The sequence below is a fragment of the Bacillus sp. CBEL-1 genome (genome assembly GCF_004348885.1).
GTDB lineage: Bacteria > Bacillota > Bacilli > Bacillales > Bacillaceae_H > Priestia > Priestia aryabhattai_A.
The window spans coordinates 36,075-48,268 of record NZ_SBIM01000011.1 but is presented as its reverse complement, the minus strand read 5'-3'; the positions used below and the strand labels follow the sequence as shown (position 1 = coordinate 48,268).

Here is a 12,194-nt window from a genome sequence, read left to right as displayed (position 1 = left end):
TAAATGTTTAATCGCAAAGTTGAAACAGTAGGGACCATCAGTGAATTCATACGTAAGAGGGACTCGGCTGGCATAGTGAAGCAAATTAAAAAGGGAACAAGAGCTTACCAAGTAAAGCATGCATTGATCGCGCTGGCAGGCGTAACGACCATAGGATTGTCAGGTGTAAGCTCTTCTAATCATGCATATGCCGCAGGACCAGGCGAGTATGTCAAAAACCATGCAAAAGAGCAGATCGTAGATGCGCTAATGCCTCTAGTCGACATAATTCAAGCGTTGTCTTACCCTATTGCGTTAGTAATGCTGTCGTCTGGTGGCTTAATGTTTATGATAAATCAAAAAGATAAGGGGATATCATTAATACAAAATGCATCTTTAGGTTATGTATTAGTTCAGTTAATGCCAACTTTTATGAAGATTATTGTAGGGGTCGGTAATAGTATTGGTTTGATAATACCACTAGCGATTATCTAATTAAGAAGGCGCCCAAAAGGCGCTTTTATTTTGTTTCAGAAGTATCTAGCTCGATTAGCTCACCGATGTTTTGAATTTCTAACGCTGTTGCAATGATTTCTAAGTATTTTCGATTGATTAAGTTCGTGCTCTTATTATTATACATATCTGATACTGTAGCTGCGCGAAGAGTTTCGCCTGTCTTTTCTTTTATTAAAGCTAACAACTCTTTTTGCGTGTGAATACCACGGCTTTCCATAGCTTCAGCTAATTTAACATGAATCTTGTACATGACTTCACCTCTTAAGTAAATTATAAACTAAAATTATTTTTGCGTAAATACGAAAAAGCGTATTGACGAATAAAAAAAGCTAGTCTATAATCAAATTAACGATATACGAAAAAGCGTATATTCGTAATATAATAAAAGGCGGATGGTTTGAATGGTGAAAAACGTAAAAATTAAATGGCAGTTAGAAGGAGAAACAACATATGAAGAGGTAAAAGTTTTGTTCATAGAAAACGACGTTATCTTGTATCCGGATGTTGACGGAGGGTTGTTACTGCAGCGAGTAGCAAAGAGTCTGGATGGATCCTATGTCTTCTTAGATGAACTAGCTCATTTAAATGATTACAACGAAGATAAAGGTGTCAGAAGTTTGAAGATGGAAGAAATCGAAGATCTTTCGGCAGTGGGGATGTTTAAACTTATAGCGAAATTAGCAGGCGATGCCCAATGAAACAGCGCTACTTGTACGTTTACGAAGATAGCACCGAGGTAATAAAGAGGGATGTAGTTCGATTAGGCAACGAGCTGTACTTGGCGAAAGGTTATGAAGGACTGAGCGTTCATAAGGTTTTGCGTAGAGAAGCGGACGGTACGGTAAAAGATTGGAAAACTGTAATCGAAACACATTTATTTGGGCCCGAGCTATTGGACGGAATGGACCTGATTTCTATAGCGGAAATGTCAGTGGCAGATTTTTTCGCTGAATTAGCGCATAAAAAAAGAACCAACGGAGGCAACCGTTAGTTCCAGACGAAATATTACTTAGCAATACATTAACATTTAATGGGATTTAGGTCAACGGAAATCGAAAAGCTGGCAGATATCGTATATATGTAATGACCAGGCGCACAACGGCAATTGTAGCGCTTTTTTTGCGTTCTTTTGTACAACGTAGCAAATAACGGTCTTATATCAATTATAACGTCCACTTTCGGTAGATGCTGCAGATAATGTGGTATAAGCGAAGAAAACTTTTGCTGGAAACGTCCACTTTTGCGACCTAACGCTTTATATAAAATACAGGCGAAATGTCCACTTTTCGAAGTTGATGCGTTGTATTCAAAGTAAGGCGAAAAAATCGCTGGCAATGCCGGCTTTATATAAAAACTACTAACGAAAAGGAGCTGCTAATTTATGAAGAAACCGTTCAGTAAGAAGAAAGACGCTTATCAACGAAATTTTATTAAGTTACCGTCTGATTTATCGCACTATATCAATCACAAAAAAGTTAAAGCGGAAATGTTTTATCTGTACGCCTTGATTATCGACTATTACAACGAAGATGAATTCGGATATGCCTTTCCTAACAAAGATACGTTGGCGTTAAAGTACGGAAAGACAACGCGGACAACAGGCGATCATTTAAGCATTCTACGCGATATAGGGTTAATCGAAATAATTGAAGGGACAATTCACGGAAACGCTTATGTACCGTATGAACCTTTAACTTCGGAAGAATTTTACGAAAGGTATCCTGACGCATGGGATAACTATTTAGAGTCATTACGGAAGTTAGAGGAGTCGCGAAAGCAGGCGAGTGCACGTATGGCGAGGTATCGAGATAAAGATTAGATATGTTACGGAAAATTAAAGCGTAACGTACGGAAGAAAACAGCATAATGTTATGCCGTTATTTATACGCTAACTAGATTTATATAACGAGATTTAATAACGAGATTTAAAATGATACTGCCTCCTTTAAAACCGTAAGGAGACAGAGTCATTAAAAGATACTGTATTCGTAAACTCATACAGCTCTTCGTAATTCTAACGAATTACTTGAGTATAGTACTTGTCGAAGAATTCTTTTATTAAAAGATAAAAGATTAAGAGCATAGGGAACCGGCCTCGCGCCACGCCCGAATTAGGAGGACACAAAATGAATCAATATAAATGTATTTTTTCACTACGAGTAGCAAGGCACTTGATTAAGAAAGGGTTTAACTTAGTGGGAATTGAACCTGCACGAAAACAAAGGAAAGGACTAGTTTTTGTCTTTGAAAACACGAATGAGCTGCAATCTGAACTTGAAGGGTTATTTGGAGCTGATAACGCGTGATTTAAGTCGAAAAACAGCCTTTCTAATAGGGGATTTAGAAATATAACTTCTCTTCCGAGTATCTTACTATTCGAAGTGATTCTAAGCATCTAAAACACCTATCTAATAGAGAGGGAGCTGCCAATGTTAAATAACACATATCGAGATCCAGGAAAAGGGGCAATTAGCTACGCGGATCAAATTTTCGTAGGAAAAACACGTGATGAAATTTCGGCTTTGTTACCAGCTTTTCTAAATGGAGACTTAAACGCACCAAATCAGAAGAGAATTAAGCGTTGTGACTACTGCAATTACTGGTTTTATGACGAAAGCTTACGAAATACGAAGCGGACTTGCTGTGACGACTGCAAAACATCATATAAAACGTTACAAACTGCAAAAAGGCGTGCGGAAAAAGCGCTGTTTAATCCAAAACCTAAAAAAGAAAGGCTACAAGATTTATATCTTTGGTGGTTGGATTACCCATTTTGGGCGAACGAGTATGCAATGTTGAAAATAGGTTGGAAGTTTGAAAGGCCAATGAGCTTGTCAAGATTAGATTATATCCACAACGGAAAAGACGGTTACGGTACAGGCAATAAGCGTAAAACAAAAAGGTTGCCGGACTACCATGGAGATAAACGAGATGAAATTTAAGTGGCGACAAAAAGGTATAGGTAGAGGGAGTTCTTAACCGGATTCCCTTATAAATAATAAAAATACCTATCTTAAATTTATCGCGTTGGCCAGGAGGTAGCAAACATTGAAAATTGGAGAAGTAATTGATGTTTATGAGCATTGGGGTAACAATTTCGAAACGATCCGACAAGCTATTCTTTACCCTGATGGAACAATTGAGTATCTACCGGAACCAGATTACGAAGAAGAAGAAGAAGAAATTATCGAACAGGAGGATTGGTATTGATGGCTTACTACGATAAAGACGAACAGGAAACGCTATTACTATACGATGCTGTGCAAAAACAATGGAAATTCCGTTGCACATCAAAGCAGCATATTGACCAATTAACGAAAGTTGGCGAGGTTACTAGGGCGTACACAGACGATGATGGAATGGTTATTGACATCGAAGGTTATTTAGCGCCAAGTCAGGTGCGATTGTACAACGTCCCATCCGAGAGACAGCAAGATCATTTAGCGAAAATGAGAGCACGTCGTTTGAACGATTAGATAGACTTTTTAAGGCGCTTTCGACGTTTGGAGACTAATAGTATTAAAGGCGATAATAGGGCACCAAATTCGCCTATCTAATAACCCTTTTTTACAAACTAAACCAAGAATAAGGAGAGAGTATTATGAACAAAAAAGTATTTTTAACAGAAGATTATAACGGAATGCCATCCCAGTCGATTCAACAAATGGACGTTACCGAAGCGATGCACCTAGAGGCATCCGGCAAAGCAGTTCCAGTAAGTTTATCGAACCTAGACGAAATCGAAAACAAAATTGAAAGGTTAGTCGCTGACTACCGTAAGAAATACGATGCAATGACTAAGAGTGAAGATCCCGTTTACAAAGTCGAAGGCGCTATCGATTATTATTCAAAGCAAATGAAAGCTGAGCTTGAAACGGAAGTAGCAGCGTTAAACAGCAAGTACGAAGCAATTGTCGCAAGCACTAAAGAGTCAGCTATGCGCGACTTAGCTAATAAGCGCAGATATATATCAGAAGATGAACGTAAGGCTGCTCGAGACGTTGTAACGGAAACAATAGCTTCGGTTAAGTTCGGTAATACAGGCGTCATCGATACGTTAATTGAGCAGGTTCCTTATATGACAGATAGCCGAAAGCTTGCTTTATTGCAGGAAGTGGGGCGAATCGCGGAAGCCACAAACGATTCAGCAGTCGTCAAGAAGGCTCGTAGCTTGTATATGGAGCTCGATGCGGTTAAGTCCGGCGAGCTACTGCCAGTTAAAATCGCGCAGGCACTACCGGACAGTGCGGACCTGCCATTAAAGTATCTACAAATAACGCATCCAACTTATAGAGGCATTAAATGATTAGATCTATAAACAAGTCAAGCTATAGTCGCACAGCAGGAATACGTATAAAAACGCTAGCTTTTGAGAGTGAGGAACCCTATATAGAATGGCTGAAGCGCGAGGATTTTAAAATGATTCACGATGTAGATAACGAGGACGGGGTAATTATTGTTCAATATACGGAATAGGAGTAATAAAATTGCTAATTATTCGGAGATCACCGGAAGAATTAATCAAAAAACAACAAACAATTGTTCAGAAAAGCAAAATGTTCAAAGACGACGAGTCATATGAAGCGTTTAAAGCAGAAAACGAAGATATACTGATCGTCAATGTCGGTCGAAATAGAGAAGGTCAAATTCACCTTCAATATGAGTATATAACGTAATTAGTGTCGTATTTGTTTAAGTAGGCGCCCTTAACCGGGCGTCTTTTTCGTATAAAGCCGCGCATCATCTCCTACAAAAAACAAACAAAGGAAGTGAAAGAAATGAATGAAAAGCGATTCAACGAGATAGAAAACATCGCAGTGAATTATTTAATGAACACAATCGGGGAAATCAGCTCGGGTTTACGGACCGTCAGACAGCCGTCAGACCTTGATGCATTCGTCCCGAACGCTATAGAACGCTTAAAAGAAGGCCTAAGAAAGCTGCACGAAACGAAGCTTACTAAGTTTGAAAACCGTTATTTTAATTCGCACAAGCTTGCGGAGGTCTTCCGTGTTTACATTAAGGCATTAACGGCACTTCAAATGAGCGATTACAACCGGTCTAGCGCCCTTTTGGACGAAGGCGGAAAGCAATTAGACGATTACAGAGCTTTATTACGTAGCGCAGGAAAGGGGCGATCGTAGTGGAAGGTATTTCTTTTACGATAAATGCAATCGATAATTTCTCCCGTACTATGGATAGCGTCACCTCCTCAGTCGACCGTATGACCGATAACTTTTCAAAGGCTAGCACGCATATAAATGATTTCGGCTCCAAGATGCGAGAAATCGGAGAACAGGGTGTCGATTATGGAGAAAACCTTGCGCAAAGTATGGCGTTACCAGTTGCAGCTCTAGGAGCTCTAGCAATCCAATCAGCGCTCACGACTTCGGAAGGGAAAGCGTTAGGTGAAAAATTCACTAGCGCCTTCAAGGAGGTACAAAAAGCGCTGGCTCCTGTCGGTGTTATCATTATGCAAATTGCGTCTGAGTACCTACCACCATTAGTTGCGAAGGTCCAGGAATTATCGAAGTGGTTTCAGAACCTTTCTCCAACAACGCAGAAAGTAATCGTAGCACTAGGAGCCTTTATGATAGCGATTGGACCTGTCGTAATGGTTGTGGCGGGACTTGTGATGGGACTTGGAGGTTTAGCAGGCGTCTTCGGGATTTTAGCGTCGCCTATCGCGTTGATAGTTGCGGCAGTTGCGGCGCTGGCGGCAGGATTAATCTACTTGTATAACGCTAACGAAACGTTCCATAACGCAGTTCTGACCGGCTGGCAAATGATAAAAGATAAGGCCGTTGAAGTGTTCGGTATGCTTATGACGATTATCTCACCGGCGTTTGAAGCTGTTAAAACGTTTGTAATGACGAAGTTGAACGAAATCAAGGCGTTCTGGGATCAGCACGGAGCGCAAATTATGATGGCTGTGCAAAACGCATTTACAGCGATTCAAACGATTGTTATGGGAGCCTTTGCAATCCTTACTCCGATTATACAAGCTGCGTGGGAAGTCATCAAAGTTGTATTCCAAACGGCTTGGGATTTAATTAAGGCGGTCGTTGACCTTGGTTTAAACGTTATTATGGGACTTGTGAAGGTGTTTACAGGTCTTCTAACTGGCGATTTTACGCTCATGTGGGATGGTATTAAACAGATAACATCTGCAGCCTGGAAGTTTCTTGAATCTATCGTGGATATTGGTATTAACTTCGTAAGTGGAATCGTTAAGACCGGCCTCAACCTTATCAAAACGACCTTCACAACGATTTGGGAAGCCGTCAAGACGAAGGTAAGCGAGGTCTGGGAATCGATTAAGACTAAGGTTAAAACAGCGGTTGATAACGTCAAGACTAGTGTAGAAAACGGCTTCGAGAAGCTTAAGAGCGCAGTTGATACGAAAATGAACGCGGCGAAAGATAAAATCGAGGATGTTTGGGCCAAAATTGAGGCATTCTTCGAAGGAATTGACCTTTTCCAAATCGGTAAAGACATCATTCAAGGCTTAATCGACGGTATAGGATCGATGGCAAGCGCGGCTATTACGAAAGCAAGTGAACTCGCGGGCGAAATCAAAGACACAATCGCAGGTGCCTTTAAAGTACACTCACCGTCACGTTGGATGCGCGATATGATCGGTAAAAACTTATTAATCGGTTTCCAAATCGGTCTAGACAAAGAACGCCGTAGCACGTTGAGCAAAGTCGCGGACATGACACGATGGATGACGCCTGCTATGCCAACGATTCCGCAAACGGATACTAGAACACCGTACGCAGCAACACGCGCTCCACAACAGCAGCAAGTAATCTATTTAACTGTTTCGAACAACTTTGACGGTGATGATGTTTGGAATGCGGTCGAGTCTAGAAATGCGGCAGCATATATCATGAATAACGCGTTACGAGGAAAGTAGGTGAAATATGGATAAGGTCTAAGTAAAAAGGTACAATGTATTGTTTATATTTGGTTTTTATAGTAAAATTTTTAAAAAACACGAATTTTAAAAAGGGGATTTCTAGTGTATAATGAATATAAATGGGGAAAAGGTTATTGTATACCACGGTACTACCAGTAACTTTGCTGAATCTATTATTCGTGAAGTAGATTTAACAATGGGTAGAAAGAAAACGGATTTTGGACAAGGGTTTTATGTTACACCAAAACTCAAACAAGCAAAAAGATGGGCAAGATCTAAAGCTAATGCTCATAATGGTAACAGAAAGAACATAAAATATAAAAATTTCGTTAATCCAGCCGTTTTATCTTTTGAGTATGATATGTTGCATCCTAACATTGAACAAAAATATTTTAGTGATGCGGACAATGAGTGGGCGATGTTTGTACTTGCTAGTAGAACACAACCAGGGTTACATGCGTATGATATAATAGGAGGTCCTGTAGCTGACGGGGATATGGCGGAGTTATTGTTAGACTTTGAAGAGGGCGACCTTAGCCCAGAAGAATTTTGCTCAGCTATAATGCCTATGGCACACTTTAAAAGTGATTATCAATTATCTTTTCACTCAAAGAAATCTTTAAATTATTTAAGATTTATCCAGGAGGTGGATCTTAATGGTCAAGTTGCAAGTGGTAAATCTGGAGAAAAAGGAGAAGTTATCAAATAAGCTAACAAAAGGTCTTGTTGGATTATTAACAAGAGATTATATGTTAAGTGAAGATGATGCTAAAACCTTAATTTACAATTCTAATTTTTACCGCCTTTTAAAAGATGATCCAAAATTAGTTATGCATTATTCTTTAGAGGATTGGGCGGAAGACATTCTTGATGAATCCGAAGCTTCAATGCTGCTAATGTAAAATCTAGTTAATCGAATTGCATCTTAACCCAAAGCGCCTTTCTGCATCCAGAGGTGCTTTTTTTAAGTTTGCATAATAATGTTAGAAGTATTTCTTGTTTATTCGCAATTATTTGGGTATTATTAAGTTAACGATATTCACCGTTAAGTAATGACGTTGAAATCAATCCGTTCGAATATAAACAGTCGTCCAAAACGGCTATAAACGTTGATATTATTGCGATTCAAGCTAACGTAAGCATGAACGCTAATTTACAATTGATAATCCGAATGCCATTGCATCATGCGGCTGTGGATCTTCATTCCGCACGGCAGCGAACGCTGGTACACCGGAAGAGTGTTAACAAGGTACTAAAAACAGCTCTATTCTAATGAATAGAGCTGTTTTTTATTTGGATATTTTGACTTTGCGTGAATAACGTCAGCTTAGCTATTTTAATTTTTTTGTTAGGAATTCTAATTCTGGTGAGTTGTATAAAGGTTATACGTATATCATGACGCATAGAGTGTAAAATAACGTGTGATGAAACATAACACATGATGTTATTTTAATTGACTTAATTATCAGAATTATTTATAATTTTATATAAGAAACCCAGTTTTATTTAGACTAGTTTTTGAGGAGGTGCAAAGTTTGGTAGAAGAAAATAATACACTACGAACAAATCCCTATAGTTACGGAAGCTTTTTTAGAAAAAATCGTTTAATAAAAATGATTCAACAACTAACTGCATGGTTTATTCCGATAAAATCTCAGAAGCAAGATAAAATTGAATCGATGCTTTTTATCCAACATATCCCCACACCATTGCCAATAAAAACTACACTCCTATTTTTGGATTCCAACAAACAGATATCAATTCTATATTTAAATACTCAAGAGCAAGAAGTAGCGCAGCTCATTTTTCAAAGTGTGGGATCGCCATTTAACCTGTTGCCGTACCACACTTATATAAGTGAGTTGAAGAATTATCAGGTATCGACTAACTTAATTCGTGAAGAAGAGCTTAAATATGAAGTCCAGTTACAGACGAACGATAAAAAAGGACTACATGCATTAGCTGAAGCCCTAAAAAAAAGCGAATAACCATTCAAATGGTCATTCGCTTTTTGATTACGAGAACATTGATGTACTATGCATTGGTTGTAGGCGAGCTTTTGGATCAATGTATGCTTTTGCATTGTTAACGGCTGTAGGACCTTCACCGAACCCTGCAACAATTAGCTTTACCTTTCCTTCATATGTACAAATGTCTCCAGCTGCATAAATTCCAGGGATATTTGTTTCTTGCTTAGAGTTAACCACAATCGTATTCTTTTCTAATTCTAACTCCCACTCTTTAATTGGACCTAACGATGATACAAAGCCAAAGTTTACAATAACATCATCAACGTCTACCACAATTTTTTCTTCACCTTTTGTATTTTCAAGAACGACTTGCGTAATGCGCTCTTCACCAATAAATTCTACTGGGATGTAAGGTGTTTTTATATCCACTTTGGAGTTTTTTAATTGTTCTACGCTGTGCTCGTGCGCGCGGAATTTATCACGTCTGTGTGTCAGCGTAACTTGCTCTGCAATTGGTTCAAGCATTAATGACCAATCTACTGCAGAATCACCGCCGCCGCATACTAATACCTTGCGTCCTTTAAAGGCATTCATATCATCAACAAAATAATGTAAGTTTGCTTTTTCAAATTGCTCTGCATTCTCTAGCTCGATTTTACGAGGCTTAAAAGCACCGTTTCCAGCTGTGATAATAATTGTTTTAGAATAATGAACTTCTGAATTAGTCGTTAATCGAAAAACACCGTCCGCTTGCTTTTCTACTTTTTCAACCGCTTGTTCTAGCGCAACAGTTGGGTTAAACTGCTTCATCTGTTCTTTTAAATTATTAACAAGCTCTTGTGCACGAATTTTGGGGAATCCAGCAACGTCATAAATATATTTTTCAGGGTATAAAGCCGAAAGTTGACCGCCTAATTGAGGTAAGCTTTCAATAATCTTCACACTTGCTTGGCGCATTCCACCGTAAAATGCAGTAAATAGCCCGGTAGGTCCACCACCAATAATGGTGATATCGTATACTTGTTTATCTTCTTTCATCATTTAGTCACCTCATTCGTTAATTTAGGTTAAAGAAGTCTACTGTTATGATAGCACAATTAAAAGATAAAAATTTATTATAAAGCACTGAAGGAGAAAGAAAACTTTTTAGCACTTCTATAAATATGGAAAAAAAAGAAGAATATAGCTCGCGAAATTCCATTCTTTAATGAAGAGATTGAAAATTAAAAAGCTTATAAATCAATCAATAGGTATTGAAAAATAACGTGAAAAAGCATAATATGTTTTTAGATATAATATCGTTTCAGTAAGGGTTCACTATGTCATCTTACGTGAAATGGTTCACAAACTATTGGGAATACTATGAGGTAAAACCGGGAAAAGAAATGGATAGCAATCACTTTTCTTGTTTACACTAACATAAAAAAGTAGACCTTATTTATAACTTTATGACTTTTAATCCAAATATTTGATAACTATAAACTAAAAAAAGGTGGATGACCATTCAATGAAAAAGCCGAAAATTGTTGTCTTAGGTGCTGGCTACGGTGGAATTATGACAACCGTTCATTTACAAAAGAAATTAGGTACAAACGATGCTGAGATTACGCTCGTTAACAAAAATGATTACCATTATGAAACAACATGGTTACATGAGGTTTCTGCAGGTACATTACATCACGATCGTTCAAGGTTCCCAGTTAAAAGTTTAATTAATACGGGAAAAGTCAACTTTGTAAAAGACACTGTAATGGATATTAATACTGCAGAAAAGCGTGTTATTTTAGAAAACAGTGAACTTGAATATGATTACTTAGTTGTGGGATTAGGGTATGAATCTGAAACCTTCGGAATTAAAGGGTTAAAAGAATATGCATTCTCAATTGCTAATATTAACGCTGCGCGTCAAATTCGTGAACATATTGATTACGTATTTGCAACGTACAATAATGAACCTGTAAAGCGTGATGAGTTATTAACAATCGTTGTTGGTGGTGCAGGATTTACTGGAATTGAGTTTGTTGGCGAGTTAGCAAACCGCGTCCCTCAGCTCTGCAAAGAGTTTGATATTCCGCGTGAAAAAGTACGTATTGTCTGTGTAGAGGCTGCACCAACAGCTTTACCAGGGTTCGATCCAGAATTGGTTGAATATGCAGTAACACAGCTTGAGAGAAAAGGTGTCGAATTTAAAATCGGTACAGCAATTAAAGAATGTACAGAAGAAGGCATCTTAGTTGAAAAAGATGACCAAGTTGAAGAAATTAAATCGGCAACTGTTGTATGGGCAGCTGGAGTACGAGGAAGTCATATTATTGAAAAAGCAGGATTCGAAAATAATCGTTGTCGTGTTAAGGTAAGCAACTCCCTCTTAGCACCAGGTCATGACGATGTATTTATCGTAGGAGATTGCTCATTTATGATTAATCCTGAAAATGATCGTCCATACCCTCCAACAGCTCAGGTAGCTATGCAGCAAGGTGAAACATGCGCTGAAAACATTTCACGCTTAATTCGTGGTGAAAAAGAGCTTAAAGACTTTAAAGCAGATTTAAAAGGTACGGTATGTTCTTTAGGTCATGATGATGCGATTGGCGTTGTATACGGCCGTAAGCTATTTGGTTCAAGCGCATCATTTATGAAAAAAGTTGTTGATAACCGCTCTTTATTCTTGCAAGGTGGAGCTGGTTTAGTTCTTAAAAAAGGGAAATTTAATTTCTTTTAAATAAATTATAGCAAGGAGATTCTATAAGAATCTCCTTTTTTTTGTGCAATAAACGAAAAATTCTGTTATTGACGCTATTTGTTGA

19 protein-coding genes and 1 pseudogene are annotated in these 12,194 nt (G+C 38.3%); 18 read left to right on the top strand and 2 right to left on the bottom strand.

Translation table 11 applies throughout. The features are described from left to right. Positions 1-3 precede the first annotated feature (3 nt). On the top strand, positions 4-474 hold the full coding sequence (locus EPL02_RS08395) for a hypothetical protein (protein ID WP_131887459.1): 471 nt from the start codon (positions 4-6) through the stop codon (positions 472-474). Positions 475-499: 25 nt separating this feature from the next. Here the strand turns inward: EPL02_RS08395 and EPL02_RS08390 are convergent, their stop codons facing one another. Continuing rightward, positions 500-745, bottom strand: a complete 246-nt coding sequence (locus tag EPL02_RS08390) for a helix-turn-helix domain-containing protein (RefSeq protein ID WP_061786267.1) — start codon at positions 743-745, stop codon at positions 500-502. Between the two features lie 151 nt (positions 746-896). Between EPL02_RS08390 and EPL02_RS08385 the strand changes: the two genes are divergently transcribed. The 16 genes and pseudogenes from EPL02_RS08385 to EPL02_RS08320 all read left to right on the top strand — a co-directional run bounded on the left by EPL02_RS08385 (position 897) and on the right by EPL02_RS08320 (position 9,405). Continuing rightward, on the top strand, positions 897-1,193 hold the full coding sequence (locus tag EPL02_RS08385) for a hypothetical protein (RefSeq protein ID WP_061786266.1): 297 nt from the start codon (positions 897-899) through the stop codon (positions 1,191-1,193). Further along, positions 1,190-1,486 (top strand): hypothetical protein, encoded by a 297-nt coding sequence (locus tag EPL02_RS08380; RefSeq protein ID WP_131887458.1) that lies wholly within the window; start codon positions 1,190-1,192, stop codon positions 1,484-1,486. The genes EPL02_RS08385 and EPL02_RS08380 overlap by 4 nt, the downstream gene beginning before the upstream one ends. Before the next feature lie 390 nt (positions 1,487-1,876). Then, complete coding sequence (locus EPL02_RS08375) at positions 1,877-2,314, top strand: helix-turn-helix domain-containing protein (RefSeq protein ID WP_131887457.1); 438 nt, start codon at positions 1,877-1,879, stop codon at positions 2,312-2,314. Positions 2,315-2,621: 307 nt separating this feature from the next. Continuing rightward, a complete protein-coding gene (locus tag EPL02_RS08370) occupies positions 2,622-2,801 on the top strand; it encodes a DUF5659 domain-containing protein (protein WP_131887456.1) in 180 nt (59 codons plus the stop codon). A 123-nt stretch (positions 2,802-2,924) separates the two neighbouring features. Continuing rightward, positions 2,925-3,437 carry a hypothetical protein gene (locus EPL02_RS08365; RefSeq protein ID WP_131887455.1) on the top strand — a complete coding sequence of 171 codons (513 nt, stop codon included), beginning with the start codon at positions 2,925-2,927 and terminating at the stop codon, positions 3,435-3,437. A 106-nt stretch (positions 3,438-3,543) separates the two neighbouring features. Further along, on the top strand, positions 3,544-3,705 hold the full coding sequence (locus EPL02_RS20850; protein ID WP_165932535.1) for a hypothetical protein: 162 nt from the start codon (positions 3,544-3,546) through the stop codon (positions 3,703-3,705). Beyond that, a complete protein-coding gene (locus EPL02_RS08360) occupies positions 3,705-3,971 on the top strand; it encodes a hypothetical protein (protein WP_131887454.1) in 267 nt (88 codons plus the stop codon). The genes EPL02_RS20850 and EPL02_RS08360 overlap by 1 nt, the downstream gene beginning before the upstream one ends. 125 nt (positions 3,972-4,096) lie before the next feature. Continuing rightward, complete coding sequence (locus EPL02_RS08355; RefSeq protein WP_131887453.1) at positions 4,097-4,801, top strand: hypothetical protein; 705 nt, start codon at positions 4,097-4,099, stop codon at positions 4,799-4,801. Further along, on the top strand, positions 4,798-4,971 hold the full coding sequence (locus EPL02_RS20845) for a hypothetical protein (RefSeq protein ID WP_165932534.1): 174 nt from the start codon (positions 4,798-4,800) through the stop codon (positions 4,969-4,971). Before EPL02_RS08355 ends, EPL02_RS20845 begins: the two co-directional genes overlap by 4 nt. A gap of 11 nt (positions 4,972-4,982) precedes the next feature. Beyond that, a complete protein-coding gene (locus tag EPL02_RS08350; RefSeq protein ID WP_131887452.1) occupies positions 4,983-5,171 on the top strand; it encodes a hypothetical protein in 189 nt (62 codons plus the stop codon). A 102-nt stretch (positions 5,172-5,273) separates the two neighbouring features. Then, positions 5,274-5,639, top strand: coding sequence for a hypothetical protein (locus EPL02_RS08345; protein WP_131887451.1), 366 nt, complete (start codon positions 5,274-5,276; stop codon positions 5,637-5,639). Beyond that, positions 5,639-7,414: a phage tail protein gene (locus EPL02_RS08340; RefSeq protein ID WP_131887450.1), complete on the top strand. Its 1,776-nt coding sequence runs from the start codon at positions 5,639-5,641 to the stop codon at positions 7,412-7,414. The genes EPL02_RS08345 and EPL02_RS08340 overlap by 1 nt, the downstream gene beginning before the upstream one ends. 112 nt (positions 7,415-7,526) lie before the next feature. Beyond that, on the top strand, positions 7,527-8,126 hold the full coding sequence (locus EPL02_RS08335; RefSeq protein WP_131887449.1) for a DUF3990 domain-containing protein: 600 nt from the start codon (positions 7,527-7,529) through the stop codon (positions 8,124-8,126). Beyond that, positions 8,074-8,319 (top strand): hypothetical protein, encoded by a 246-nt coding sequence (locus EPL02_RS08330; protein ID WP_131887448.1) that lies wholly within the window; start codon positions 8,074-8,076, stop codon positions 8,317-8,319. Before EPL02_RS08335 ends, EPL02_RS08330 begins: the two co-directional genes overlap by 53 nt. 250 nt (positions 8,320-8,569) lie before the next feature. Then, positions 8,570-8,662, top strand: a pseudogene (locus tag EPL02_RS08325) (iron-sulfur cluster assembly accessory protein); the annotation flags it as partial. Between the two features lie 290 nt (positions 8,663-8,952). Then, positions 8,953-9,405: a hypothetical protein gene (locus tag EPL02_RS08320; RefSeq protein WP_094911183.1), complete on the top strand. Its 453-nt coding sequence runs from the start codon at positions 8,953-8,955 to the stop codon at positions 9,403-9,405. A 27-nt stretch (positions 9,406-9,432) separates the two neighbouring features. Here the strand turns inward: EPL02_RS08320 and EPL02_RS08315 are convergent, their stop codons facing one another. Continuing rightward, the gene (locus EPL02_RS08315) at positions 9,433-10,425 is read right to left on the bottom strand and encodes an NAD(P)/FAD-dependent oxidoreductase (protein WP_094911184.1); all 993 of its coding nucleotides are present in this window, start codon (positions 10,423-10,425) and stop codon (positions 9,433-9,435) included. Positions 10,426-10,894: 469 nt separating this feature from the next. On the opposite strand from EPL02_RS08315, the gene EPL02_RS08310 reads away from it, so the two are divergent. Next, the gene (locus EPL02_RS08310; protein ID WP_094911185.1) at positions 10,895-12,109 is read left to right on the top strand and encodes an NAD(P)/FAD-dependent oxidoreductase; all 1,215 of its coding nucleotides are present in this window, start codon (positions 10,895-10,897) and stop codon (positions 12,107-12,109) included. Positions 12,110-12,194 lie beyond the last annotated feature (85 nt).

What these genes read in the sequence shown, in the direction of transcription:
- EPL02_RS08395 (WP_131887459.1), top strand. Translation starts at nt 4, where the DNA reads ATGTTTAATCGCAAAGTTGAAACAGTAGGGACCATCAGTGAATTCATA.
- EPL02_RS08310 (WP_094911185.1), top strand. Translation starts at nt 10,895, where the DNA reads ATGAAAAAGCCGAAAATTGTTGTCTTAGGTGCTGGCTACGGTGGAATT.
- EPL02_RS08390 (WP_061786267.1), bottom strand. Translation starts at nt 745, where the DNA reads ATGTACAAGATTCATGTTAAATTAGCTGAAGCTATGGAAAGCCGTGGT.
- EPL02_RS08345 (WP_131887451.1), top strand. Translation starts at nt 5,274, where the DNA reads ATGAATGAAAAGCGATTCAACGAGATAGAAAACATCGCAGTGAATTAT.
- EPL02_RS08330 (WP_131887448.1), top strand. Translation starts at nt 8,074, where the DNA reads ATGGTCAAGTTGCAAGTGGTAAATCTGGAGAAAAAGGAGAAGTTATCA.
- EPL02_RS08335 (WP_131887449.1), top strand. Translation starts at nt 7,527, where the DNA reads ATGAATATAAATGGGGAAAAGGTTATTGTATACCACGGTACTACCAGT.
- EPL02_RS08385 (WP_061786266.1), top strand. Translation starts at nt 897, where the DNA reads ATGGTGAAAAACGTAAAAATTAAATGGCAGTTAGAAGGAGAAACAACA.
- EPL02_RS08365 (WP_131887455.1), top strand. Translation starts at nt 2,925, where the DNA reads ATGTTAAATAACACATATCGAGATCCAGGAAAAGGGGCAATTAGCTAC.
- EPL02_RS08360 (WP_131887454.1), top strand. Translation starts at nt 3,705, where the DNA reads ATGGCTTACTACGATAAAGACGAACAGGAAACGCTATTACTATACGAT.
- EPL02_RS08375 (WP_131887457.1), top strand. Translation starts at nt 1,877, where the DNA reads ATGAAGAAACCGTTCAGTAAGAAGAAAGACGCTTATCAACGAAATTTT.
- EPL02_RS08370 (WP_131887456.1), top strand. Translation starts at nt 2,622, where the DNA reads ATGAATCAATATAAATGTATTTTTTCACTACGAGTAGCAAGGCACTTG.
- EPL02_RS08355 (WP_131887453.1), top strand. Translation starts at nt 4,097, where the DNA reads ATGAACAAAAAAGTATTTTTAACAGAAGATTATAACGGAATGCCATCC.
- EPL02_RS20845 (WP_165932534.1), top strand. Translation starts at nt 4,798, where the DNA reads ATGATTAGATCTATAAACAAGTCAAGCTATAGTCGCACAGCAGGAATA.
- EPL02_RS08380 (WP_131887458.1), top strand. Translation starts at nt 1,190, where the DNA reads ATGAAACAGCGCTACTTGTACGTTTACGAAGATAGCACCGAGGTAATA.
- EPL02_RS08315 (WP_094911184.1), bottom strand. Translation starts at nt 10,425, where the DNA reads ATGAAAGAAGATAAACAAGTATACGATATCACCATTATTGGTGGTGGA.